Source organism: Luteimonas sp. RIT-PG2_3 (assembly GCF_054902115.1).
This window is the reverse complement of record NZ_JBUBPF010000001.1, coordinates 326,219-350,391: the sequence shown is the minus strand read 5'-3', so window position 1 is coordinate 350,391 and position 24,173 is coordinate 326,219. Positions and strand designations below refer to the sequence as shown.

Below are 24,173 nucleotides of genomic sequence, written 5' to 3'. Positions count from 1 at the left end.
GCCGCGATAGCGGCCATGCAGACCAACGATGCACGAACAGATCCTCGAAGCCCTGCGCCGCGGCGCCAATGACGAAGCCCTGGGCCTGGCCAACCGCGCGATCGAGACGACGCCGGAATCGGCCGACCTGCGCTACGCGCTGTCGCTGGCGCTCAATGCCACCGGTGATCGCGCGGCGGCGATGACGCAGATCGATGCCGCGATCGAGCGCGCGCCCGACGAGGCCCGCTTCCACCTGCAGCGCGCCGGTTACCTGATCCGCACGCGCGACATCGATGCCGGCATCGCCGCGCTGGAACGCGCGATCGCACTCGACCCCAACCTGCTGCCGGCCTACGTGATGCTCGGGCGGCTGGCGCTGTCGCGCGACGATGTCGAGAAAGCGCAGCGCAATGCCGTGCTGGCCGCGCGCATCAATCCCGAGCATCCCTGGGTGCTGGCGATCGAAGGCGACCTCGCGCTGCGTCGCAATGAGCCCGACCAGGCGCTGGCCCTGCTGGTGCGCGCGGGGCAACTGGCGCCGGACGATCCGCAGGTGCTGCATCCGCTGGGGCTGGCCTACCTGGCCAAGGGCCACCTTGCGTTCGCCGAACAGGTCTTCCGCAACATGCTCGCGGCCGGTGGCGATGGCCTGCAGTCGCGGCAACTGCTGGCGCAGGTCGTGCACGAGCAGGGACGCCCGCTGGATGCGCTCGAGGTTCTGCGTCCGGCGCTGGAGGGCGAGTCCGCCGCCGACCCCGCGCTGCTGACCCAGGCCGCACAGCTGGAACTGGTCGGCGGTCGTCCGGCCGAGGCGCTGGTCTGGTTGCGGCGTGCGCTGCCGCTGCAGCCGTCGGCGCGTCCGATCATCGACACCATGATGGAAGCCTGGCGCCTGCTCGACGACGTCGAGGATGCACGCAGCACGCTCGATGCCGCGCTGGAGACGACGCCCGAGGTCGACCTGCTGTGGCTGGCGCGGCTGTCGGTCGAGCCGCTGGCCGGCGACGCCGCCGCGACGATCATCGCGCGCTGGAACGCGCTGCGTCCCGGTCATGTCCCGGCGCTGGAGGCCTTGATGTCGCTGCATGCGATGGCAGGTGACGCGGCGCAGGCCGACGCGGTCGCCGAACGCATCGTCGCGATCTCGCCGGGCCGCATCGGCGCCGAGCAGCGTGTTGTCGATGCGCTGCTCGCACGCGATCCGCAGGCGGCGGTCGCGCACGTGCAGACCCTGATCGCCGGTGTCGGCGACAACGCACCAGCCCGGCATGCGCTCGGCAACTGGCTGGGCGTGATCCTCGACCGCAGCGGCCGTTACGACGAAGCCGTCGCCACCTGGCTGCAACCGCATGCCGAACAGGCCGAGCGCATGATGCCGCTGCCGGCGCCAACCGCGCAGCAGGCGGGCTGGGCTGTGCCCGAACCGGTGGCCCAGGACGCGGGCGAACCCGCGCCGTCGAGCGGTCACCAGGCCTTCCTGTACGGCCCGCCGGGTTCCGGCGTCGAGCAGTTGGCGGCGACCCTGGTCGGCGTGCTGAAGGCCTTCACCAGCGATCGCCTCGGCGACCGCCCGCCGCAGGACCTGTTGCAGAACATCCACACCGTGCCGCAGCTCGCGGACGGCACGCTGGCGCCGGCGCAGGTCATCGCCAGCTGGCGCGAGCAACTGCCCCAGCGCGGTGGCGACGCGGCCCAGGTCATCGACTGGCTGCCGATCTGGGACAACGCGCTGCTGCCGGTGTTCGCCGAAGGCCTGCCCGATGCCGCGCTGCTGTTCGCGCTGCGCGATCCACGCGACATGCTGCTGGACTGGATCGCCTTCGGCGCGCCGGTGCCGTTCAAGCTGGCGCCGCTCGATGCGTCCGCGCGCTGGCTGGCCGACCATCTCGCGCAGATCGCGTTCGTCATCGATAGCACGCGTCCGGGCTGTCGCGTGCTGCGCACCGACGACCTGCTCGGCGATCCGGAGCGGATCGCGGATGCGCTGGGCGCTGCGCTCGAGACCCGGCTGCCGGCCGCGCCGGTGCAGCGTCTCGGACAACCACGGCTTCCCGCTGGCCACTGGCGCGTCTATGCCGACACCCTGGCCGAACCGTTCGCCACGCTGACGCCCGTCGCGGTGCGGCTGGGCTATTCCGAACACTGATCACAGGAGATCGCGATGCGCATCCACAGCGACAGCTTCCAGCACGGCCAGCCGATCCCGGTTGAATTCGCCGCCGGTGCGGCCGATGGCTTCGGCGGCAACCGCAATCCGCACCTGGCCTGGGAGGACCTGCCCGCGGGCACGCGATCGCTGGCCCTGCTGTGCATCGATACCGATGCGCCGACGGTCGCGGAGATGGCCGGCAAGGAAGGCGTGCTGATTCCCGTCGAGCAGCCGCGCGCGGACTTCTCGCACTGGGCGATGGTCGACATCCCGCCCGGCGTGCATGCGATCGCCGCCGGCAGTGCCAGCGACGGCATCACCGCGCACGGCAAGCAGCAGCCGGCCGGTCCGGCCGGTGCGCGCCAGGGCCTGAACGACTACACCGGCTGGTTTGCCGGCAATGCCGATCTGGCCGGCGACTGGTTCGGTTACGACGGCCCGTATCCGCCGCCGAACGACCTGCGCGTGCACCGCTATTTCTTCCGCCTGTTCGCGCTGGATGTCGAACGGCTGGCGGTGGGCGAGCGCTTCACCGCCGGCGACGTATTGCGGGCGGTCCAGGGTCATGTGCTGGCCGAGGCCTCGTTGTACGGCACCTACTCGCTGCATCGCTGAGTGCCTGCCCACGAGCGTGTTGCGCTCCGCGGATGACGCGCGTGCGGTGCCCGGATTGCTCCTGCGCCACACGGACACTGCGCTGCCTGCCCGCGGTTCACTGACGTGTCTGCCACGCGCCATCTGATGGCGCGCGCGACTGAGCGTGAACAGGTCCAGGTGCCCTACGCCGTCATCACGCCAGCGGCGCGATGACGGTGGCGATGTGGCCGGGCAAGGCGGCCAAGCGCCTGGCGGTCGGCCCCGTCGCGATCAGGGTTTGACCATCTCGGACTCGACCACCATGTCCAGCACGTAGGCCACCGACGACGCGTCGGCAGGCACCGGATCCTTGCGGTCGAAGCGGTGCAGGCGCAGCACGTTGCGGATGCCCGGCTCGTGGGTATAGCCCTCGATGTCCTGGTACAGGAACTGCCATTCGCCGGTCGAGGTCTTGACGCCGTTGTCGCCGTACTGGATCTCGCGGACGTGCAGGCACTTGTAGTCGGGCATCATCGGGTGATGGCAGGCCACGCGCTCCGGCGCGACCTCGAGGAACATGCGGGTGCCCTCGCTGCCGTATTTGGTCTGCGGCGTCGGCACACCGTTGAAGTGCAGCGTGTCGCCCGCGGCAGTGGCCAGTGTCAGCGTCGGCGTCTCGCCCGCCGCCAGCACCAAGGTGCTGCCGCCGGCCAGGCGCTCGCTGATCGCGTCGTCGGCCTTCATCAGCGCGGTCTCGGTGCAGGCGCGCTGCGTCATCACCATCGGTCCGACGGAAAGCGCATCGCCCTTCAGCGTGTAGCTGCCGCCGACCATGTTGCAGCCGTTGGCGATCGACACGCGGCCCTCCTGGAACGTCACCTGCAACGCGGGTTCAGGACGCGGGAACAGGGCGTCGATGCGAGCGCCGGCGCCATCGGTGGCGTCCTTGAGCTGCCAGTAGTACCCCGACAGCCGTTGCGGGTTGACGGCGGTCGCCGGGGTCGCGGCCGTTGCGGCCGTCGTGGGCGTTGCGTCGGGGGTTACCGGAGCGGTGGTCTGGCCGGGCTGGCTGCAGGCCGCGAAGACCAACGGCAAGGCCAGTGACAGGGTCAGCATCGGGGCCAGTGAAAGCAGGGAGCGGGTCATGGTGGTGGTTTCCTGATGGGTCGGCGGATGTTAACGCCCGGCCGTGACGGACGGGGTTGGCGGTTCCGACCCTTCCGAGGCGAAGGATTGCGGGTCGGTTCAGGCAAAAAGTGGCGTGCGATCTGTCGATCCGTCGTCCTCCCGTTCGTCGTCCTCCAACACGCCACAGGAGTGACACCCGATGAAACTGATTCCCTACCTGTTCTTCAACGGCGACTGCCGGGAAGCGATCACGCGGTATCGCGACGTGCTGGGCCTGCGCCTGAGCGACATCATGGCTTATGGCGAGACCCCCTGCGACGAAGGCGAGCCGTTGCCGCCCGAGTGGCGCGACAAGGTCATGCATGCCTCGCTGGAGCAGGACGATGGCGACGTCCTGCTGATGGCCTCCGACGGCATGCCCGACAAGCCGCTGCACGGCGAGCGCCAGCATGTGGCCATCGGTATCGACGACCTCGCGCGCGCCAAACAGATCTTCGATGCGCTGGCCGAAGGCGGCGACGTGAAGATGGCGTTCGGGCCGACGTTCTGGGCCCAGGGGTACGGCATGTTGACCGACCGCTACGGCACGCCGTGGATGGTCAACTGCGCCTGCGCGCTGGAGCAGGACGCGCTGGCGCATGCGCAGGGCACGCCCACCCAGGGCTGATGCCGGCGGGCCAGCGCCCCGCACGTTGAGGTCACCGCGTTCCAAGCCGCGCCTTCCACTTCCACCTCACGCCCTCCACCCCCACACCTTCCACTTCCGCCTGCACAGAGAACAACCGATGACCAGACAGATCTTCGTCAACCTGCCGGTGCGCGATCTTCCGCGCACGAAGGCATTCTTCATCGCGCTTGGCTTCCACTTCAATCCCGCGTTCACCGACGACAACGCCGCGTGCCTGGTCATCGACGACAACATCTTCGCGATGCTGCTGATCGAGCCGTACTTCCGCACGTTCACGCACCGCGAGATCTGCGACACCAGCCGCCAGATCGAAGTGCTGAACTGCCTGTCCTGCGACAGCCGCGAGGAGGTCGACGACCTGGTCGCGAAGGCGCTGGCCGCCGGTGGCGCGGCGTCGCGACCGGCCGAGGATCACGGCTTCATGTACGCGCACGGTTTCGAGGATCCCGACGGACATCGCTGGGAGCTGGCCTACATGCGCGAGATGCCACCGGAAGCCGGCTGACCCCTGGTCCGGACGGACATCGCATGACGATCCTGGGATTGCTCGCGCGCAGGCCGGAGGCCTGGCGGCAGGACACGCCGCCACGCGCCAGCCCCGACACCGAGGCGTCGATACCGACACCAGCACCGACACCGGCACCGTCGTGCCACGAGGCCGGACCCGGGCAGGACCGGACGCTGAAGAAGCCGGGCCGACGTCGACGTTCGATAGACGAGGCCCGCGGCGATGACACGCACGAGCAACCATGACGCCGGCGGCGTCCGGCGCTTGCGCTGGCACCGGCGCGGTGGTGTCATCGCCGCCAATGACCCAGACCGATACCCACCGCACCATCGATGCGATCTGGCGCTTCGAGTCGCCGAAGATCGTCGCCGCGCTGGTGCGCATGTTGCGCGACATCGATACCGCCGAGGAGCTGGCGCAGGATGCGCTGGTCAGTGCGCTTGAACGCTGGCCGCGCGATGGCGTTCCCGACAACCCCGGGGCCTGGCTGATGGCCACGGCCAAGCATCGCGCCATCGACCGGTTGCGGCAGTACCAGCTGCGCGACCGCAAGCACGTGCTGCTGGCGCAGGAGCTCGATGCCGAGCGCGAGGACGCGCAGGCGCGCGAGCAGGACGCGCTCGACGACGACATCGGCGACGACCTGCTGCGGCTGATCTTCGTCGCCTGCCATCCGGTGCTGTCGCTGGAGGCGCAGGTCGCGTTGACGTTGCGGTTGCTGGGTGGCCTGACCACGCCCGAGATCGCGCGTGCGTTCCTGGTGCAGGAGGCAACGATCGCGCAGCGCATCGTGCGCGCCAAGCGCACGCTCAGCGATGCCGACATCGCCTATGAAGTCCCCCGTCGCGAAGACCTGCCGGCGCGCATGGAGGCCGTACTCGGCGTGGTCTACCTGGTGTTCAACGAAGGCTATTCGGCGACAGCGGGCGACGACCTGATCCGGCCGGCGCTGTGCGACGAGGCGCTGCGGCTGGGACGGCTGCTGGTCGACCTGCTGCCGCAGCATGCCGAGGCGCACGGGCTGCTGGCGCTGATGGAGATCCAGGCCTCGCGTGCGCGGGCGCGGGTCGATGCCGATGGCGTGCCGATCCTGTTGCAGGACCAGGACCGCGCGCGCTGGGACCACGCCGCGATCGCGCGTGGACTGGTCGCGCTCGAACGCGCCGGGCAGCTGTCGCCGACGCCGCGTACCTACGCGCTGCAGGCCGCGATCGCCGCCTGCCATGCGCGCGCGACGACGCCCGGACAGACCGACTGGGCGCGGATCGCCGCGTTGTATGCGCTGCTGGCACAGGTGTCGCCGTCGCCGATCGTCGAACTCAACCGCGCGGTCGCGATCGCGATGGCGCAGGGACCGGCGGCCGGACTGCGGCATCTGGACGGACTGCGCGAGGAACCTGCGCTGCAGGGGTATCCGCTGCTGGCCGCCGTCGAAGGCGACCTGCTGGAGCGGCTGGGCCGGCATGCCGATGCCGCCGGGGCGTTCGCACAGGCCGCGACGCTGAGCCGGAACGCCCGCGAGCGGGACGTGCTGCGTCAACGCGCGCAGGCCTGCGCCGCCAGGCAATAGCCCGGTTCTGGCGGCTCAGTCGCCGACCGGCAGGAACAGCAGCAGTGCCGCACCCAGCAGGATGCGGTAGACCGCGAAGCCGGTGAAGCGGTGCGACTTGATGTAGCTCAGCAACCACTTGACGACGATGAAGCCGGTGAAGGTCGCGGCGATGAACGCCACGGCGACGTCGCCCCAGGCTTCGCCACCCAGGCCGTGCTTCATCCACAGCTCGAGGAAGGCGTAGGCGCTGGCGGCGAACATCGTCGGAATGCCGACCAGGAACACGAATTCGGTCGCCGCCGAGCGGCGGCTCAGGCCTGCCAGCATCGCCATGAAGATCGCCGCCGCCGACCGCGAGGTGCCGGGGAACACGCCCGCGACGACCTGCGCCAGACCGACCAGGATCGCCACCGTCCAGGTCACTTGCGCGATATCGCCGCGCCGTTCGGCGAGGCGCTCGGCGACCAGCATCCAGACGCCGCCGATGATCAGCGCCATCGCCACCGGGGTCACCGTTTCCGGCAGTTCCCAGCCGGCAAGGCGGACCGGCAGGCCGACCAGCGCGGTCACCAGGAAGGCGGTCGCGAGCTTCATCGCGTAGTCGCGGTTGTCGCGATCGCGCAGGCCGGTCGCCAGTCCCCAGATCCGCTGGCGGAACACCAGCGTGCAGGCGACGATCGCGCCGGCCTGGATGACGATGTTGAAGAAGTCCGAACGTGCGCCCAGCCAGTGCTGCGCGATCAACAGGTGTCCGGTGCTCGACACCGGCAGGAATTCGGTCAGGCCTTCGATGATGCCGAGGAGGAGGGCGGCGAACAGGTCGGACATGGCGCGGGCTGGTCTGCTGGGCGGGCCGGACAGCATACGCGAAGCCTGAATGCACCATCGTGGTGCAATTTGCGTTCAATCTGCATCTGTTTGGTGCTTTTGCCGTGGCCGCTTTTGGTGGGACTCAATCAAATCAATCAGTTGGAGGCAGATTGGAGTTGGCATGGCGCTTGCGTTGTATCCAGATATCCAATCCACCGCAGGAACCTGTTCCATGTCGCTCGAGAACGTCGAAAAGCTGATCAAGGACCACAAGGTCGAGTTCGTCGACCTGCGCTTCACCGATATGCGCGGTGTGCAGCACCACGTGACCTTCCCGAAGTCGATCGTCGACGCCGAGCTGTTCGAAGACGGCAAGATGTTCGACGGTTCGTCGATCAGCGGCTGGAAGGGCATCCAGAACTCCGACATGGTGCTGATGCCCGATCCGTCGACGGCCTTCATCGATCCGTTCCCGGCCGATCCGACCCTGGTGCTGACCTGCGACATTCTCGATCCGGCGACGATGCAGAACTATGAGCGCGATCCGCGCGGCATCGCCCGCAAGGCCGAGGCGTTCCTGAAGTCCAGCGGCATCGCCGACCAGGCCTTCTTCGGCCCGGAGCCCGAGTTTTTCATCTTCGACTCGGTGCGTTACGCCAACGAGATGGGCCACACCTTCTTCCACATCGAGTCCGAAGAAGCGCACTGGAACTCGGCCAAGGAATACGAAGGCGGCAACAGCGGCTACCGTCCCGGTATCAAGGGCGGCTACTTCCCGGTCGCACCGCTGGATTCGCTGCACGACATCCGCGCCGAGATGTGCAAGACGCTGGAACAGGTCGGCATCGAGGTCGAAGTGCACCACCACGAAGTCGCCAACGCCGGCCAGTGCGAGATCGGCACCAAGTTCAACTCGCTGGTCGCCAAGGCCGACGAGCTGCAGACGATGAAGTACATCATCAAGAACGTCGCCTTCCGCAACGGCAAGACCGCGACCTTCATGCCCAAGCCGATCGTCGGCGACAACGGCAGCGGCATGCATGTGCACCAGTCGCTGGCCAAGGGCGGCACCAACCTGTTCACCGGCGACGGCTACGGCGGCCTGAGCCAGATCGCGCTGTGGTACATCGGCGGCATCTTCAAGCACGCGCGTGCGATCAACGCCTTCAGCAACGCGTCCACCAACTCCTACAAGCGCCTGGTCCCGGGCTTCGAGGCGCCGGTGATGCTGGCCTACTCGGCGTCCAACCGTTCGGCATCGTGCCGCATCCCGTACGTCGCCAACCCGAAGGCGCGCCGCATCGAGATGCGCTTCCCCGATCCGATGCAGTCGGGCTACCTGACGTTCGCCGCGCTGATGATGGCCGGCCTGGACGGCATCAAGAACCAGATCGACCCGGGTGGCCCGAGCGACAAGGACCTGTACGACCTGCCGCCGGAAGAAGAGAAGGGCTTCCCGACCGTCTGCCATTCGCTCGACCAGGCGCTCGACGCGCTCGACGGCGACCGCGACTTCCTGAAGGCCGGTGGCGTGTTCACCGACGACTTCATCGACGCGTACATCGCGCTGAAGATGAAGGAAGTCACCGCGTTCCGCGGCGCGACCCACCCGCTTGAGTACCAGATGTACTACGCGATCTGACGATCGCATGACACGCGCCGGCCCGGTCTTGCCGGGCGGCGCGGATGATGGGTTCAAAACGGTCCAGGCAACGCAGTCCTTCCCCCACGTCGGTTGCGTTGCCTGGGAACCGTCCCGCACCAGGCACAAGAAGTCGAATACATGCAGGCGCCGTGTCCCGGACATGGCGTTACCGGGCGAAGCCTTGCCCGCAGGACAGGGACAGCCGGCAACGCAACCTCCCGCATCGCTGCGGACGAGGCCTTCGATCGCCACCAGGAGCCCACCATGCCGACCGCCTTCGTCATCCACTCCCGCCAGCGCACCACTACGGCGACCACCACCAGCCTGCGCATGCGTGATGCCACGGCCGTGCCCGGCCAGCCGGCGCTCGATCTGGCCGCCGCCGCGGTCATCGCAGGGGCCGCGCGGGGTGCCGCCAGCTTCAGCGGCTGCAGCGACAGCGCAAAGGCGCTGCGCAACCGCCGTTCGTTCCGGCATGGCCGCGAGGTGCCGGCGGTGACCCGCTGAGGCGCCGGCAACGATTCCAACCATCGTGCGACATCCATAACAAGAAACCACCGCAATACCGACCGCAGCATCGAAAGACCAAAAACAAGAAAACAAACAGAACACGTACTACGCAATGACCGGGGAGGGCTTTCCATTCAATGAGGAGCCTGTCATGACGTCACCACGCAAGAACGTACTCGCAGTCCTGTGTTCCATCGCCCTGCTCGCCGCAGGTTCCGCGCAAGCGGAAGTCTCCGGTGCAGTCACGGTCGTCAACGACTACCTGTTCCGCGGCATCACCCAGACCAACGAGAAGCCCGCCCTCCAGGCCGGCGTCGAGTACGCGCACGAAAGCGGCTTCTACGCAGGCGCATGGGGCAGCAGCATCAGCTGGCTCGCCGATTCCGATCCCGACATCTCCAGCCAGGTCGAGCTGGACGGCTATTTCGGCTATCGCGGCGATTTCGGCGACAGTGGCGTCGGCTATGACGTCGGCGTCACCCGCTACTGGTATCCGGGCAGCTATCCGTCGGGCTTCAACAAGGCCGACACCACCGAGGTCTACGCCGGTCTGGGATGGAACATCCTCAGCGCCAAGTATTCCTACGCCGTCACCGACCTGTTCGGCATCCCCGATTCCGATGGCAGCAGCAACCTCGACCTTGGCGCCGACTGGGAGTTCTCGCCCAGCTGGACGCTCAGCGGCGCGGTCGGCAAGCAATGGGTCAAGGGTTCGGCCGGCACCGCGACCTATGCGTTCTGGTCGGTTGGCGTGGGCAAGTCGTTCGACAACGGCTTCGACATCGCCGTGGCCTGGAACGACAACGACCTGATCGGTCCCGACGAAACACTCACCCTGGCGCTCACCAAGTCGTTCTGATCGCGCTGGCACCTGCACACCCCACTGGAGGCGTTACATGAAACTGATCATCGCCATCATCCGGCCGTTCAAGCTCGACGAGGTGCGCGAAGCCCTCGGCGAAGCGGGCGCGGCCGGATTGACCGTCACCGAAGTCAAGGGCTTCGGTCGACAGAAAGGCCATACCGAGCTGTATCGCGGCGCGGAATACGTCGTGGATTTCCTGCCGAAACTGAAGATCGAATGCGCGGTCAGCGATGACACCTTCGAAGCGGCGCTGGAAGCGATCACCAGCGCGGCGGGCACCGGCAAGGTCGGCGACGGCAAGGTGTTCGTCGTTCCGCTGGAGCAGGTCATCCGCATCCGCACCGGCGAAATCGGCGCAGACGCGCTCTAATCCCACTCGGAGACAGTCATGAAGATCCCGTTTATCTCCGGGGGTGCATCCCGGTTGCAGGTCGCAGCGCTCGCGCTGCTGTGTGCATTGATGTGCGTGGGCGGCATCTCGTCCGCACTCGCGCAGGACACCACGGCCCCGGTCGCCGAAGCGCCGGCCGCCGTTGAAGCTGCCGTTGTCGAGCCCTCCGTTGTCGAGCCTGCGGTTACTGGGCCCGCCGTCGCCGAGCCCGCTGCGGTCGAGGTCGCGGTGGCCGAAGAAGCCGTTGCCGAGGAGGTCGTCTTCGACAGCGGCAACGTCGCGTGGATGCTGACGTCCACCCTGCTGGTGCTGCTGATGGTGGTGCCGGGCCTGGCGCTGTTCTATGGCGGCATGGTGCGTTCGAAGAACGTGCTGTCGGTGATCATGCAGGTGCTGGTGGTGTTCTCGGTCGTCATCATCCTGTGGATGGTCTACGGCTACAGTGCCGCGTTCACCGAGGGCAACGCCTTCTTCGGTTCGTTCACCGAGAAGGCTTTCCTCAAGGGCATCACGCCCGACACCGATGCCGGTGGGTTGCCGGAGTTCCTGTTCATCGTGTTCCAGTCGACGTTCGCGGGCATCACCACTGCACTGGTCGTGGGTTCGTTCGCTGAGCGCATCAAGTTCTCGGCCGTGCTGCTGTTCTCGGTGATCTGGGTGACGTTCGCCTACCTGCCGATGGTGCACATGGTGTGGAGCGGCGAAGCCGGTTTCCTCGCGCACCGTGGCGTCATCGATTTTGCCGGCGGTACCGTCGTGCACATCAATGCCGGTGTTGCTGGCCTGGTGGGCGCGTACTTCCTCGGCAAGCGCCTGGGCTATGGCCGCGAAGCGATCAAGCCGCACAACGTGCCGTTCACCTTCATCGGTGCGGCGCTGCTGTGGGTGGGCTGGTTCGGCTTCAACGCCGGTTCCGCACTGGCGGCCGACGCCAGCGCATCGTTGGCGATGATCAACACGATGGTGGCGACCGCTGCCGGCGTGGTGGCCTGGAGCGTGGTCGAGGCGATCAGCAAGGGCCGTCCTTCGGCCCTGGGCGCGGCGTCGGGTGCGATCGCCGGCCTGGTCGGCATCACGCCGGCCGCAGGCAGTGTCGGTCCGATGGGCGCGCTGGTGATCGGCCTGGCGGCGGGCGCGATCTGCGTCTGGGCGGTGACCGGCCTGAAGCGGCTGCTCAATGCCGATGACAGCCTGGACGTCTTTGGCGTGCATGGCGTCGGCGGCATCGTCGGTGCGTTGTTGACCGGCGTGTTCAGCGACGCGTCGCTGGGCGGAACCGGCATCGATGGTTCGATCGGTGCGCAGGTGTGGGCGCAGTTGTTCAGCGTGCTGTTCACGATCGTCTGGTGCGCCGTGGTCACGGCCGTCGCGATCCTGGTCACCAAGGCCGTGATCGGCCTGCGCGTCACCGCCGAGGACGAGCGCCAGGGCCTGGACATCGTTTCGCACGGCGAGTCCGCGTACGAGCATTGATCCACCACGTGGCCTGACCGCCACGGCTTGAAAGGCGTTGCCTGGGCTCGATGGTTCGAGCGTGGCGCGCCGATCGACACCACCTCCCCCACGAGGTGACAGCCACTTCCCCACAGGGTGGCGTGCACGGGCAGCTTCGGCTGCCCGTGTTCTTTGCGCCCCGTGCAGGGCACGCCTATCGCAGGCACGCTACAGGCACGTTGCGGGCACATCGCCGGCGCATCGCAAGCACGCTGCAGGCGCATCCGCGTGCACCGTGGCGACGCTTGCACTTGCAATGCGCGCGCGCAGCGGGTGCAATGCAGCGATGCGTATTCCTGTCTTCCTGCTGGCTTCGGCCCTGGCGCTGAGCGCCTGCACCCACACTGCGCCGCGCAATCCGATGGCGACCTGGGTGCCTTCGGAGAACTTCGACCAGCGCCGCGCGCAGTTGATCGTGGTCCATTTCACGCAACAGGATTCGGTGCAGCGCAGCCTCGATACGTTGCGCAGCCGCAACAGCGGCGGCCGCGTCAGTTCGCATTACCTGATCGGCGCTGACGGTTCGAATTACCAGTTGGTGTCCGACGACCTGCGTTCCTGGCATGCCGGTGCAGGCAGCTGGGGCACCATCCACGAGGTCAACTCGGCGTCGATCGGCATCGAGATCGACAACGATGGCGTCGAACCATTCACCGACGCGCAGATCGACACCTTGATCCGCCTGCTCGAAGACCTGACCACGCGCCATCGCATTCCGCGCAGTGCGGTGATCGGTCATTCCGATCTCGCGCCGGGCCGCAAGGTCGATCCCGGACCGCTGTTCCCGTGGAAGCGACTGGCCGAGGCCGGGTTCGGCATCTGGCCCGGCGATACCCGTGGCGTGGTGGTGCCGGCCGGTTTCGATCCGCTGCAGGCGCTGCGCTTGATCGGTTACGGCATCGACAATCCCGAGGCGACGATCCGTTCGTACCGACATCGCTTCCGTGGCGACGACGCCCGTGTCCTCGACGACGAGGACCTGCGGATCCTGTACCTGCTGTCGGCGCCGCCGTCAGTGCCAGCTTCGCGCTGAGCGCCACGCGCACGCGGCCGTAGCCGTGCCGTAGTCGTAGTCGCGCCTCAGGGCGCCGACGACAGGCTGTCGATCAGCCGCTGCCTGGCCTCCGGCCTGCGTATGCGTGCACGCCACCACTGCAGCGCGGCGCCTTCCTCGTCGGGACGCCAGGCCAGCCGGAAGGTTTCGCTGGCGCGTGGTTCCTCGACCTGCTTTTCCACCAGCAGGCCCGCGTCGAGCGCCGCCTGCGCCATTGGCCGCGGCACGAAGCCGAAGCCCAGCCCGGCAATCTGAAACCTCAACTTGGTCGCAAGGTCCGGTACCGTCAGCGTGTCCTGGCCGAACAGCAGCCCGACCGTGCGCGGCAGCAGTTTGCGGGCCGAGTCAGCGACCGCGACCGCGCGGTGTCCCTGCAAGTCGCCCTTGCCGAGCGGATGCGCCAGGCCCGCCAGCGGGTGCGTCGGTGCGACCGCGAAGACGAAGTCGACCTCGCCGATCAGCTCCGAGACATGGCCGCCGCCCGAAGGGCCTTCGCCGGCGGCGCCGACCAGCAGGTCGACGCGGCGGTCGAGCAGTGCTTCCCAGCTTCCCGACAGGGCCTCGTGGACGATCCGCAGCCGCGTGCCCTCGGCGGCACGGTAGAAATCGGCGATGTCGTCGGCCAGCGCCATCGGCTGGAACAGCGAATCCATGCCGATCGCGAACTCGGTCTCCCAGCCCGACGCCACGCGGCGCACGCGGTGCTCCAGGTCCTGCGCGGCCTTCAGCAGGTGGCGCCCTTCGCGCAGCAGTTCATGCCCGGCCGCAGTCAGCGCGACCCGCGGGCCCAGGCGCTCGAACAGTTGCACGCCCAGCCCGTCCTCCAGTGTCGATACCGTGTACGAGATCGTCGACGGCACCCGGAACAGTTCCTTGGCGGCGCCGGAGAACGAACCGCGCCGATCGATGGCGTCCATGACCTGCAAGGCGTCGAGGCTGAGGCGGATCATGGCCTGGGGCTCAATCATCGAAAAAATCGATCATAGCATCAGAAACTACTCGTTTTTCAACTGCGATCCGGGCGCGGATACTGGCCGCAACCGGCAGAAGCAGGGCGCGGATACCGGTAGATCCGGACCGCGCAGAATGTCGAACATCAAGAACATCGAGGAGTCGATCATGTTGCAGACCCGCAAGAGCCAGGACCGTGGACCCGCCGAGCTGGGCTGGCTGTCGTCGCGCCACAGTTTCTCGTTCGGTCATTACCACGACCCCGCGCATATGGGCTTCGGCCCCCTGCGCGTCATCAACGAGGACCGCGTGCAGCCCGGCATGGGCTTCGGCACCCACGGCCACCAGGACATGGAGATCATTTCCTACGTGCTCGACGGCGCGCTGGAGCACAAGGACAGCCTGGGCACCGGTTCGGTGATCCGCTACGGCGACGTCCAGCGCATGACCGCCGGCAGCGGCGTGCAGCACAGCGAGTTCAACCACTCGCGCAGCGAGCAGGTGCATTTCCTGCAGATCTGGATCATGCCCGACCGCCAGGGCATCGCCCCCAGCTACGAGGAGAAGCACTTCAGCGCCGCCGACAAGCAGGGCCAGCTGCGCTTGATCGCCTCCAGCGATGCGCGCGAGGGTTCGGTGCGGGTGCACCAGGACGTGTCGATCCATGCCGCGATCCTCGGTGCCGACGACCGCCTGTCGCATCCGGTCGCCGAGGGCCGCCTGGCCTATGTGCATGTCGCGCGTGGTGCGCTGGTCGTCAACGGTGTGGCGCTGGAGGCCGGCGATGCCCTGAAGCTGGTCGACGAGCCCGAGGTCCGCCTCGAAGGCGGCAAGGACGCCGAGGTCCTGCTGTTCGACCTGCCCCGCTGATGGCATTGCCGCGCGGGGCACGATCTCCGCGGGCACATGTTCGCGCGGCACCCTCGCATGGCGGTCATGTTGGCCGCCGATGCTGTCCCGGCAGGGATGCCGTCTTGGACGTGTGCCTCGCGTCACGCACCGCAGCGCGCCCGCGCGCTAGCGTGGCCTGACGTCCTCGCGGCGTCCATGCAGCGTCCATAGGGGGGCCGTCCACGGAGCGTCCTCCGAGTCCCCACGCGGCGGTCGCTGCGACCTGCCTTGACCCGCCCTGCAAACGCACGCAGTCCTCTCCCCTCCACGCCTCCACAGGAATCCGCCGATGAGCAGCATGTTCACCACCAAAGACGGTACCCAGCTCTATTACAAGGACTGGGGCAAGGGCCCGGTTGTCGTCTTCAGCCACGGCTGGCCGCTGTCGGCTGATGCCTGGGACCCGCAGATGTTCTTCCTCGCGTCGCACGGCTACCGCTGCATCGCCCATGACCGTCGTGGTCATGGACGCTCCAGCCAACCCTGGCACGGCAACGACATGGACACCTATGCCGACGACCTGGCCGAGTTGCTCGAACACCTCGACATCAGCGGCGCCATGCTGGTCGGCCATTCGACCGGCGGCGGCGAAGTCGCGCGCTACATCGGCCGCCACGGCACCGCGCGCGTCGCACGGGCCGTACTGGTCGGCGCGGTGCCGCCGATCATGCTCAAGACCGCCGACAATCCCGGTGGCCTGCCGATGGCGGTCTTCGACGGCTTCCGCAAGGCCTATCTCGAAGACCGCGCGCAATTCTTCCTGGACGTCGCCAGCGGTCCGTTCTTCGGCTTCAATCGCCCGGGCGCGAAGGTCTCGCAGGGCCTGATCCAGTCGTGGTGGACGCAGGGCATGCAGTCCGGGCACAAGAATGCGTACGACTGCATCCAGGCATTCTCGGAGACCGACTTCACCGAAGATCTGAAGAAGTTCGACGTCCCGACGCTGATCATCCATGGCGACGACGACCAGATCGTGCCGATCGACGCCTCGGCCCGTCGCAGCGTCACGCTGGTCAAGGGTGCCGAGCTCAAGGTCTATCCGGGTGGCAGCCACAGCCTGGGCGACACCAGCAAGGACCAGCTGAATGCGGATCTGCTAGCCTTCCTGCAGACCTGATCCCGCAGATTTGATCCCGGCACCCCGCTGCACCTCTCCAGGACCTGGTCCGGACGCACCACCGGCACGGACTCGCTGACAGCCCCTCCGCTTTCGCAAAAGATCGACGGCAAGGATCGCCCGCAAGGATCGATTGCGAAGGCAGGGGCATGCATCGCCGCATCAGCCGCAAGCAAAGACGCAAGCCACGCCACGTGCCGGCCCGAGCAGGACTCGGCCGGCATCCCGACCTGCCTGTCAGCTCTGGAGTCCGCCACGATGTCTGCGACCTTTTCCCCGAATGGAATCCTGCATACCGCCCTGAGTCTTGTCCCGGTGTTCGTCGGCGCCTGGGCGCTGCTGCGCGATGGCCGCATCGCGCCCGACACGCCCATCGGCGGCATCTACCTGTGGGGCATGCTGGCGTCGATCTTCTCGTCGTTCGGCCTGTCCAGCACCGGTGGCTTCAACGAGGCGCACGCGCTCGGCGTCGTCGCGCTGGTGGTGTTGGCGGTCGGCTACAACACGCACCGCCTGCGATGGCTGGGTGGCCTGGCCGAGTATGTGCAGGTGCTGAGCCTGTCCTTCAGCTACCTGCTGCTGTATATCCCCGCGATCAATGAAACCCTGAAGCGGGTGCCACCGTCGCGACCGCTGGCCAGCAGTTCGGACGACCCGCTGATCCTCAACCTGGTCGGCGTCGCCTTGCTGCTGTTCGTGCTCGGCGCCGCGTGGCAGGTGCGGCAGTTGCGGCGAGCACGTCGACGGCTCGCGCCCGCCTGAGAACCTGTTTACGATCTTGCTGCGCTTGCCATCTGGCGCGCGTGCGGTGCTCGGTTGCTCATGTACCTGCACGTACACTGCGCTTTCTGCCTGCTCTTCACTGGTATGCACGCCACGCGCCACCTGGCTGCGCTCGCGACAGATCGTGAACAGGTTCTGAGTCGCTGCCGTCCGGGCCGTGGCCGAGGCCCGGCCTGCGTGCAGGGGCTTGCACGGGGTGTGACGCGTCCCTCTATCGTTGGCAGCGGGTTTTGCCCTAGATTGGTGCAATGTCGACCCCTGCTCCCCACTCCGGTGCATTCGATGCCCTGGTCACGCCGCTGGCGTGGGCCGGCGCGAAAGGCCGCCTGCTGTCCTGCAACCTGGCGTTCGCGCGCTGGCTGGGGGTCAGCCAGAAGCGCTTGATCGACCAGCCGATGGCCGCGCTCGAAGTCGACGGCGACATGCTGCGGCGCGCGCTGCGCGACCAGCCCGACGACGACCAGCCACCGTTGCTGCTGCGCCGGATCGCGCTGGCGTTCCTCGGCGGCGAGCCGCGCTTCGCCGATGTCTGGATCACCCGTGGCGAAGACGGTGGCTTCCTGCTGGAGGCGCACCCGGTCGAGGAGTTCCCCGGTGCCGATCCGGCGCTGGCCTTCCCGGGCGCGTTGTCGGCCGCGTTGAAGGGGCTGGCGCACGAACTGCGCAATCCCCTGGCCGGCCTCAAGGGGGCCGCGCAACTGCTGGCGCGGCGCGTGGAGGATCCCGATGCGCGCGAACTGACCGCGCTGATCGAATCGGAAGTGCAGCGGCTGGCACAACTGCTCGACGACCTGATGTCGCCCAAGCCCGTGCGTCCGCACGAGTCCTTGAACATCCATCTGGTGCTCGAACGCGTGCTGCGGCTGGCCGAGAGCGATGCCGGCTGGGCGGTGCGACTGGTGCGCGACTACGATCCCAGCCTGCCCGAACTGCTGGGCGATACCGACCGCCTGACCCAGGCGGTCTGGAATCTCGTGCGCAACGCGATCCAGGCCGGCGCCGCCAACGTCACGCTGCGCACGCGCGTCGAGCACGGCCTGCGCATCGGCGAGGACCTGCATCCGCTGGTCGCGCGGCTGGAGATCGGCGACGACGGCCATGGCGTGCCCGAGGACCTGAGCGAGCGCCTGTTCCTGCCGCTGGTCAGCGGCCGTGCCGACGGCACCGGGCTCGGTCTGGCGCTGGCGCAGCAGGTCGCGCGCGAGCACCACGGCTCGCTGTCGTATCGCTCGCGCCCCGGGCATACCGTGTTCACGATGCTGCTGCCGCTGGAGGTGCAGGGTGACTGACGAGGCGGCCCGGGTCTGGGTTGTCGACGACGATCGGGCGGTGCGCTTCGTGCTGTCGACCGCGCTCAGCGATGCCGGCCATGCGGTGTCGGGCTTCGACAGCGCGCAATCGGTCCTCGACGCGCTGGAATCGCGCGCGGCCCCCGACCTGCTGTTCACCGACGTGCGCATGCCCGGCGACAGCGGACTGGTGCTGCTGGATATCCTGAAGCAACGCTTCCCGCAGCTGCCGGTGGTCGTGATGTCGGCCTATACCGATGTCGCCAGTACCGCCGGCGCATTCCGGGGCGGCGCGCACGAATTCCTGTCCAAGCCCTTCGATCTCGACGAGGCGGTCGCACTGGCCGAGCGCGTGCTGGCCGAGCGCGTCGTTGTCCCGGCCCCGCCGGCGGGCGAAGCGACGGGCGCGGATGCGCTGGTCGGCGACACGCCGGCGATGCGCCAGCTGTTCCGCGCGATCGGCCGCCTCGCCCAGGCCCCGCTGTCGGTGCTGATCACCGGCGAAACCGGCACCGGCAAGGAGCTGGTCGCACGCGCGCTGCATCGCGAGTCCCCGCGTGCCAAGGCGCCGTTCGTCGCGCTCAATACCGCCGCGATTCCGGCCGAACTGCTCGAGAGCGAACTGTTCGGCCATGAGGCCGGCGCCTTCACCGGTGCCAGCAAACGGCATATCGGACGATTCGAACAGGCCAACGGCGGCACGCTGTTCCTCGACGAGATCGGCGACATGCCGCTGTCGCTGCAGACCCGCCTGTTGCGCGTCCTGGCCGAAGGCGAGTTCTTCCGCGTCGGTGGCCGCGAGCTGATCCGCGTCGATGTGCGCGTCATCGCTGCCACCCACCAGAACCTCGAGGCACAGGCCCGCGACGGCAGCTTCCGTGCCGACCTGCTGCATCGCCTCGACGTCGTGCGCCTGCGGCTGCCGCCATTACGCGATCGCCGTGAGGACATCCCGCGGCTGGCCGAGCGTTTCCTGGTCGCGGCGGCGGACAAGTTCGATGCGCCGCCCAAGCGCTTCAGCAAGGCCGCGCAGGACCGCCTGCTCGCGCACGACTGGCCCGGCAACGTCCGCGAACTCGAGAACCTGTGCTGGCGCGTGGTCGCGCTGGCGCCGGGCGACGTGGTGACGCCGGCGGACCTGGATGGTGCGCTGCTCGATGCGTCGTCGCTGCCGCCGGCCGGAGGCGGTGGCAACGACTGGGATGCCGCGCTGAAGCGCTGGGCGCGCGAACGCCTGGTCGACGGCGACGAGGACATCCACGCCGCCGCACGCGAGCGCTTCGACCAGGTCCTGCTGGAGGCAGCCATGGAACACACCGGTGGACGTCGCGCCGACGCCGCGCAGCGGTTGGGACTGGGGCGCAACACGCTGACGCGCAAGCTCGGCACCAGTCGCGGCCGGCGGTCCACCTAGTCGCGTGCGGCCATCGCCCTGCCACTTCATCGTCGGCACAGGCTGGCGGCCGTATCTTTCTTACGATCCAATACCGCGAGTCCCGAGCCCGATGCGCATCCCGGTTGCTGTCCAGATCTGCGTCCCGACGATGGCCGCGCTGTTGCTTGCGTCCTGTGCCAGCGCGCCACCGGTCGCCACTGGCGTGACGCAACCGCCACGCGTCATCGCCGAGACCGGCACCGCACAACAGGCCATCGCCAATCTCGCGTCGGCATCGGGCAGCTTGGTCAGCGGCCGGGTCACGCTGACCCAGCAACGCGGCGGCGTGCGCATCACCGGCCTGATTGGTGGACTGGTGCGCCATGGCGCGCACGGCCTGCAGGTGCATGAGCGCGGCGACTGCAGCGCGGTCGATGCCAGCAGCGCCGGCCGCTACTACGATCCGCTGGCGGGCGCGCGGCAACTGGGTGGCGTCGGCGATGCGCCGGGGCGCATCGTCGCCGACGGCAACGGACAGGCCAATGTCGATCTCGTCGTCGAGGGCGCGGTGCTGGGCGGCGGCGCGCACAACGACATCGCCGGTCGCGCCCTGCTGGTGCTCGGCGCGACGCCCGGCGCGATCAGCGCGCGCGTGGCCTGCGGCGTGATCCGCAACAGTGCGACGCAAGGCGCTGCGGCCCCGGGCGGCCGGAGTCAGGGCAGCGCGACGCGCTGACTTCGGAACGCTGGCTCTGCATGCTGGGCAGGCCATGCTGAGTACGACGCGCTGGGCGCGCCACGCAGCGCCGCCTGCCGCGGCCAGCTGACCACGCCTGCACATCGGCCGTGCGATCATCCGCGGGTGTGCCGGAACCTCCGGCGCAATGCCCAGCCCCCTTCCGATATTTCTGGAGTTGAGTCATGCGCAATCCCGCCCTGAAGCCGCTTGCGGCGCTGCTTGTTCCTGCCTTCCTGGCCCTGGCCGCCTGCACGCCGTCCGCCCCCGAGGCCCCGGCCGCGACCGACCCGCAGCCCGCGCAGCCGGCCGTGGATGCCGTCGACGCCGCCGCGGCGCAGCCTGCGCCGGCTGCCTCGACCGCCACCGCCAGCGTCACGCTGGCGCCGACCCAGGGCAACCAGACCGCAGGCACCCTGCAGCTCGCCGTCGTCGACGGCGCGGTGGTCGTGACCGGCGATGTGACCGGCCTGAAGCCGGGCAGCCAGCACGGCTTCCACCTGCATGAGAAGGGCGATTGCAGCGCGCCCGACGCCACCAGCGCCGGCGGCCACTTCAATCCGGCCAGCAGCAACCATGGCCGCGTCGGCCAGGGTGCGCACCATGGTGGCGACAGCGACAACCTCGTCGCCAACGACCAGGGCGTCGCGACCGTCAATGCCCGCTTCGAAGGCGTGACCATCGGCGATGGCGCGGCCACCGACGTCGTCGGCAAGGGCGTCATCGTGCATGCCGATGCCGACGACTACGTGACCCAGCCGACCGGCAATGCCGGCGCGCGCCTGGCCTGTGGCGTCATCGCCTCGACCGCGTCGCCCTGATCGATCGATTCAGTGATCGAATGACCCCGCGACTCAGTAGTGATCAAGTGATTCATTGATCCAGCGCGGGCTGTCGTGTCCGCGGGTGCCGGCCAACGGCATCCGCAGGCGCGTCGATGGCGGTGATGGCGACACGTTCGCCGTACACACCGCGATCGGTCGATGACTCCCGAGGATGCGTGGGATTGCGCGCGTGACCGTCCCTACTCGTGCAGCCGTGCCTGTGGCGTATCGCCCGCGTCGCAATGCACGAAGGTCACCGGGATCGCGTGCGCCGCCAGGACCGAGGCGAACTGGCGCTGGCGCGCTTCGTAATGTCCATGCAGGCGCTCGGCCTGCGCATCGTCCAGCGTCGCCGCATAGCGCGCACGCCAGGCGTCCGGCGGCAGCATCGCGATGCGGACCTCGCCATCGCGCCAGCACAGCAGCGGCTCCGGCGGCGCATCCAGCCAGGTCTCGCGGGCCGGCGACAGCAGCGCGGTTTCGATCAGCGGCCACAGCGGCGACAGTCCCGCATAGTCGTAATGCAGCGCGATCATCGCGCACAGATCGTGCAGCGTGAGGTAACGCGCGTGTTCGATGCGCAGGCCGAACACCTGCTGCGCACGCAGGGCGGTCTCCGCGCCGGCCATGCCGGTTTCCATCAGGTCGCGCTCGAGGGTCTCGCCGACGCTGGCGATGTCCGCGGCCGCGCCGCGCAGCACGAACGGCACCAATCGCAGCGGCCCGCCGACCTGGTCGGCCGATGGCGCCAGGTTGCCCGGCAGGCGACCCTCGTGTGCGCCATAGGCGACGATCCTGGCCTTGTCCTCGCCGGGCGCGCGCGCCGACAGCTGGTCCAGTTCGTCGAACAGCGGCCAGCGCGGTCGCAGCAGCTCGATCGGATCGTAATGCGCGCCGACCGTGCTCAGCTCCAGCTGCGTGACGGTCTTGTCAAAGCCGGCAAGATCGCGCGCCATCAAGGCGGCGAGCTCGCCGGCTTCACGCTGCGCGAGCACGGGCGACGAGGGCTTGGCGGACGTGGCGAGCGCGTTGGGCGCGGGCATCGACAGCTCCAGCGCGAGCGCGCCGAAAAGCGGTGATGCCGGGTTCAGCGGCGAGTCGGTCATGCGATTGGACTGGTGGCGGGGCAGGGTTAGACTCCGTGCATTATGCCCGCCGCGTGATCCGGGCCCGTCCAGCAAGGAGTTCCCGATGCTCAAAGGTCGTCCCGTCGCCGTGCTGGGTGGCGTGCGTATTCCGTTTTGCCGGCAGAACACGGCCTATGCGGATGTCGGCAACCTGGGCATGTCGGTACGCACCCTGGGCGCGCTGGTCGAGCGGTTCGGCCTGCACGGGCAGCAGTTGGGCGAAGTCGCGATGGGGGCGGTGATCAAGCACTCCAGCGACTGGAACCTCGGCCGCGAGGCCGCGTTGTCGTCGGGCCTGTCGGCGCTGACGCCGGGCATCACCCTGCAGCGCGCCTGCGGCACCTCGCTGGACTCGATCATCACCATCGGCAACAAGATCGCCGTCGGCCAGATCGAGTCGGGTATCGGCGGCGGCTCCGACACCACGTCGGACGTGCCGATCGTCTATGGCAAATCGCTGCGTCGCCGCCTGCTGGCCGCCAATGCGGCCAAGACCACGCGCGACAAGCTGGCGGCGTTCAAGGGCTTCCGCCTCGGCGAGCTCAAGCCCGACTTTCCCGGCGTGGCCGAGCCCCGCACCGGCAAGTCGATGGGCGAGCACTGCGAGGACATGGCCAAGGAGTGGAACATCTCGCGAGACTCCCAGGACGAGCTGGCGGTCGCCTCGCACCACAAGCTGGCCGCCGCCTATGAGCGCGGCTTCTTCGATGACCTCGTCGTCAGCTTCCGCGGCGTCTCGCGCGACAACATCCTGCGTCCCGACAGCAGCCTGGAGAAGCTGTCGACGCTGAAGCCGGCGTTCGACAAGACCAGTGGTCGCGGCACCCTGACCGCCGGCAATTCGACGCCGCTGACCGACGGCGCGTCCGCCTGCCTGCTGTCGACCGACGAATGGGCCGCCGCGCATGGGCACGAGGTGTTGTGCCACCTGCGCGACGCGCATGTGTCGGCCGTCGATTTCGTGCATGGCGAGGGCCTGCTGATGGCGCCGACCGTCGCGGTCGCCGAAATGCTCCGCCGCAACAACCTGAGTCTGCAGGACTTCGACCTTTACGAAATCCACGAAGCCTTCGCCGCCCAGGTGCTGTGCACGCTGCGCGCATGGGAAAGCGAGGACTACTGCCGCAACCGGCTGGGCCTGGATGCGCCGCTGGGCCGCATCGACCCGTTGAAGATGAATCCCCTCGGCTCCTCGCTGGCCACCGGCCATCCGTTCGCCGCAACCGGCGCGCGGATCGTGGCCTCCGCGGCCAAGCAGCTGAAGGAGCGTGGCGGCGGCCGCGCGCTGGTGTCGATCTGTACCGCCGGCGGCATGGGCGTGGTGGCGATCCTCGAGCGTTGAGGGCCAGCGCTAGGGGCGTGACATGGCGGTCCTGTGCATGCAGTCGTCGGGATCCAATCCGACGCCGGTCGGCGTCGTTGTCAGCGTGACGCAAGCATCTGGACCGCTGTGATCAGGCCCGTTTGATCAAGTCGGTTTGATCAAGTCGGCTTGATCAGGCCCATTCGATCAGGCTCGTTTGATCGGATCCGTTCGATCAGACCCTTCTGATCACCCCCTTTCGATCAGGAGGGTTCGATCAGGCGTTGCCTGATCTCGCATGTCGGATCAGGCGTGCCCGATCCAACCTATTCGCGACAGCGCATCGCGTTGAAGCGTTGCGTGCGGCGGATGCGGTCCGCACGCGCCTTGGCTCGGCACGACGTACGAGGTCTGCATGCAGCCCG

The 24,173-nt window shown here is 68.2% G+C and carries 24 protein-coding genes; 20 read left to right on the top strand and 4 right to left on the bottom strand.

All coding sequences use genetic code 11. The features are described from left to right. Positions 1-28 precede the first annotated feature (28 nt). A complete protein-coding gene (locus ACYX7E_RS01480) occupies positions 29-2,128 on the top strand; it encodes a tetratricopeptide repeat protein (RefSeq protein WP_462078759.1) in 2,100 nt (699 codons plus the stop codon). A gap of 15 nt (positions 2,129-2,143) precedes the next feature. Beyond that, positions 2,144-2,746, top strand: a complete 603-nt coding sequence (locus tag ACYX7E_RS01475) for a YbhB/YbcL family Raf kinase inhibitor-like protein (RefSeq protein ID WP_462078758.1) — start codon at positions 2,144-2,146, stop codon at positions 2,744-2,746. Between the two features lie 252 nt (positions 2,747-2,998). Here the strand turns inward: ACYX7E_RS01475 and ACYX7E_RS01470 are convergent, their stop codons facing one another. Beyond that, entirely contained in the window at positions 2,999-3,853 is an 855-nt protein-coding gene (locus tag ACYX7E_RS01470; protein WP_462078757.1) for a DUF4377 domain-containing protein, read from the bottom strand. 181 nt (positions 3,854-4,034) lie between these two features. On the opposite strand from ACYX7E_RS01470, the gene ACYX7E_RS01465 reads away from it, so the two are divergent. The 4 genes from ACYX7E_RS01465 to ACYX7E_RS01450 all read left to right on the top strand — a co-directional run bounded on the left by ACYX7E_RS01465 (position 4,035) and on the right by ACYX7E_RS01450 (position 6,601). Then, the gene (locus ACYX7E_RS01465; RefSeq protein WP_462078756.1) at positions 4,035-4,502 is read left to right on the top strand and encodes a VOC family protein; all 468 of its coding nucleotides are present in this window, start codon (positions 4,035-4,037) and stop codon (positions 4,500-4,502) included. 118 nt (positions 4,503-4,620) lie between these two features. Continuing rightward, positions 4,621-5,028 carry a VOC family protein gene (locus ACYX7E_RS01460; RefSeq protein ID WP_462078755.1) on the top strand — a complete coding sequence of 136 codons (408 nt, stop codon included), beginning with the start codon at positions 4,621-4,623 and terminating at the stop codon, positions 5,026-5,028. 23 nt (positions 5,029-5,051) lie between these two features. Continuing rightward, on the top strand, positions 5,052-5,276 hold the full coding sequence (locus ACYX7E_RS01455; protein ID WP_462078754.1) for a hypothetical protein: 225 nt from the start codon (positions 5,052-5,054) through the stop codon (positions 5,274-5,276). Positions 5,277-5,332: 56 nt separating this feature from the next. Then, positions 5,333-6,601, top strand: coding sequence for an RNA polymerase sigma factor (locus ACYX7E_RS01450; RefSeq protein WP_462078753.1), 1,269 nt, complete (start codon positions 5,333-5,335; stop codon positions 6,599-6,601). A 15-nt stretch (positions 6,602-6,616) separates the two neighbouring features. Here the strand turns inward: ACYX7E_RS01450 and ACYX7E_RS01445 are convergent, their stop codons facing one another. Then, a complete protein-coding gene (locus ACYX7E_RS01445) occupies positions 6,617-7,411 on the bottom strand; it encodes an undecaprenyl-diphosphate phosphatase (protein WP_462078752.1) in 795 nt (264 codons plus the stop codon). A 214-nt stretch (positions 7,412-7,625) separates the two neighbouring features. On the opposite strand from ACYX7E_RS01445, the gene glnA reads away from it, so the two are divergent. From glnA to ACYX7E_RS01415, 6 genes are all read left to right on the top strand, one after another. After that, the gene (glnA, locus tag ACYX7E_RS01440; protein WP_462078751.1) at positions 7,626-9,035 is read left to right on the top strand and encodes a type I glutamate--ammonia ligase; all 1,410 of its coding nucleotides are present in this window, start codon (positions 7,626-7,628) and stop codon (positions 9,033-9,035) included. Between the two features lie 267 nt (positions 9,036-9,302). Then, positions 9,303-9,545, top strand: coding sequence for a hypothetical protein (locus ACYX7E_RS01435; protein WP_462078750.1), 243 nt, complete (start codon positions 9,303-9,305; stop codon positions 9,543-9,545). Between the two features lie 154 nt (positions 9,546-9,699). After that, positions 9,700-10,407, top strand: coding sequence for a TorF family putative porin (locus ACYX7E_RS01430; protein ID WP_462078749.1), 708 nt, complete (start codon positions 9,700-9,702; stop codon positions 10,405-10,407). Positions 10,408-10,444: 37 nt separating this feature from the next. Then, the gene (locus tag ACYX7E_RS01425) at positions 10,445-10,783 is read left to right on the top strand and encodes a P-II family nitrogen regulator (RefSeq protein ID WP_462078748.1); all 339 of its coding nucleotides are present in this window, start codon (positions 10,445-10,447) and stop codon (positions 10,781-10,783) included. A gap of 18 nt (positions 10,784-10,801) precedes the next feature. Beyond that, positions 10,802-12,277 (top strand): ammonium transporter, encoded by a 1,476-nt coding sequence (locus ACYX7E_RS01420; protein WP_462078747.1) that lies wholly within the window; start codon positions 10,802-10,804, stop codon positions 12,275-12,277. Positions 12,278-12,584: 307 nt separating this feature from the next. Next, on the top strand, positions 12,585-13,331 hold the full coding sequence (locus tag ACYX7E_RS01415) for an N-acetylmuramoyl-L-alanine amidase (protein WP_462078746.1): 747 nt from the start codon (positions 12,585-12,587) through the stop codon (positions 13,329-13,331). A 47-nt stretch (positions 13,332-13,378) separates the two neighbouring features. Here the strand turns inward: ACYX7E_RS01415 and ACYX7E_RS01410 are convergent, their stop codons facing one another. Then, complete coding sequence (locus tag ACYX7E_RS01410; protein ID WP_462078745.1) at positions 13,379-14,302, bottom strand: LysR substrate-binding domain-containing protein; 924 nt, start codon at positions 14,300-14,302, stop codon at positions 13,379-13,381. Positions 14,303-14,471: 169 nt separating this feature from the next. On the opposite strand from ACYX7E_RS01410, the gene ACYX7E_RS01405 reads away from it, so the two are divergent. From ACYX7E_RS01405 to ACYX7E_RS01375, 7 genes are all read left to right on the top strand, one after another. Continuing rightward, positions 14,472-15,173 (top strand): pirin family protein, encoded by a 702-nt coding sequence (locus ACYX7E_RS01405; protein WP_462079048.1) that lies wholly within the window; start codon positions 14,472-14,474, stop codon positions 15,171-15,173. Between the two features lie 310 nt (positions 15,174-15,483). Next, positions 15,484-16,311, top strand: a complete 828-nt coding sequence (locus ACYX7E_RS01400) for an alpha/beta fold hydrolase (RefSeq protein WP_462078744.1) — start codon at positions 15,484-15,486, stop codon at positions 16,309-16,311. A gap of 258 nt (positions 16,312-16,569) precedes the next feature. Continuing rightward, positions 16,570-17,073: a hypothetical protein gene (locus ACYX7E_RS01395; RefSeq protein WP_462078743.1), complete on the top strand. Its 504-nt coding sequence runs from the start codon at positions 16,570-16,572 to the stop codon at positions 17,071-17,073. A gap of 269 nt (positions 17,074-17,342) precedes the next feature. Further along, positions 17,343-18,383 (top strand): two-component system sensor histidine kinase NtrB, encoded by a 1,041-nt coding sequence (locus tag ACYX7E_RS01390; RefSeq protein WP_462078742.1) that lies wholly within the window; start codon positions 17,343-17,345, stop codon positions 18,381-18,383. Then, positions 18,376-19,797 carry a nitrogen regulation protein NR(I) gene (gene ntrC, locus ACYX7E_RS01385; RefSeq protein WP_462078741.1) on the top strand — a complete coding sequence of 474 codons (1,422 nt, stop codon included), beginning with the start codon at positions 18,376-18,378 and terminating at the stop codon, positions 19,795-19,797. The genes ACYX7E_RS01390 and ntrC overlap by 8 nt, the downstream gene beginning before the upstream one ends. 91 nt (positions 19,798-19,888) lie before the next feature. After that, positions 19,889-20,494: a superoxide dismutase family protein gene (locus ACYX7E_RS01380; protein ID WP_462078740.1), complete on the top strand. Its 606-nt coding sequence runs from the start codon at positions 19,889-19,891 to the stop codon at positions 20,492-20,494. 185 nt (positions 20,495-20,679) lie between these two features. Continuing rightward, positions 20,680-21,315: a superoxide dismutase family protein gene (locus ACYX7E_RS01375; RefSeq protein ID WP_462078739.1), complete on the top strand. Its 636-nt coding sequence runs from the start codon at positions 20,680-20,682 to the stop codon at positions 21,313-21,315. A 203-nt stretch (positions 21,316-21,518) separates the two neighbouring features. On the opposite strand, the gene ACYX7E_RS01370 is transcribed toward ACYX7E_RS01375, so the two are convergent. Next, complete coding sequence (locus ACYX7E_RS01370) at positions 21,519-22,424, bottom strand: hypothetical protein (RefSeq protein ID WP_462078738.1); 906 nt, start codon at positions 22,422-22,424, stop codon at positions 21,519-21,521. 85 nt (positions 22,425-22,509) lie between these two features. Here ACYX7E_RS01370 and ACYX7E_RS01365 point away from each other — a divergent pair, with 85 nt between their 5' ends. Then, positions 22,510-23,787 (top strand): acetyl-CoA C-acetyltransferase, encoded by a 1,278-nt coding sequence (locus tag ACYX7E_RS01365; protein ID WP_462078737.1) that lies wholly within the window; start codon positions 22,510-22,512, stop codon positions 23,785-23,787. Positions 23,788-24,173: the final 386 nt, after the last annotated feature.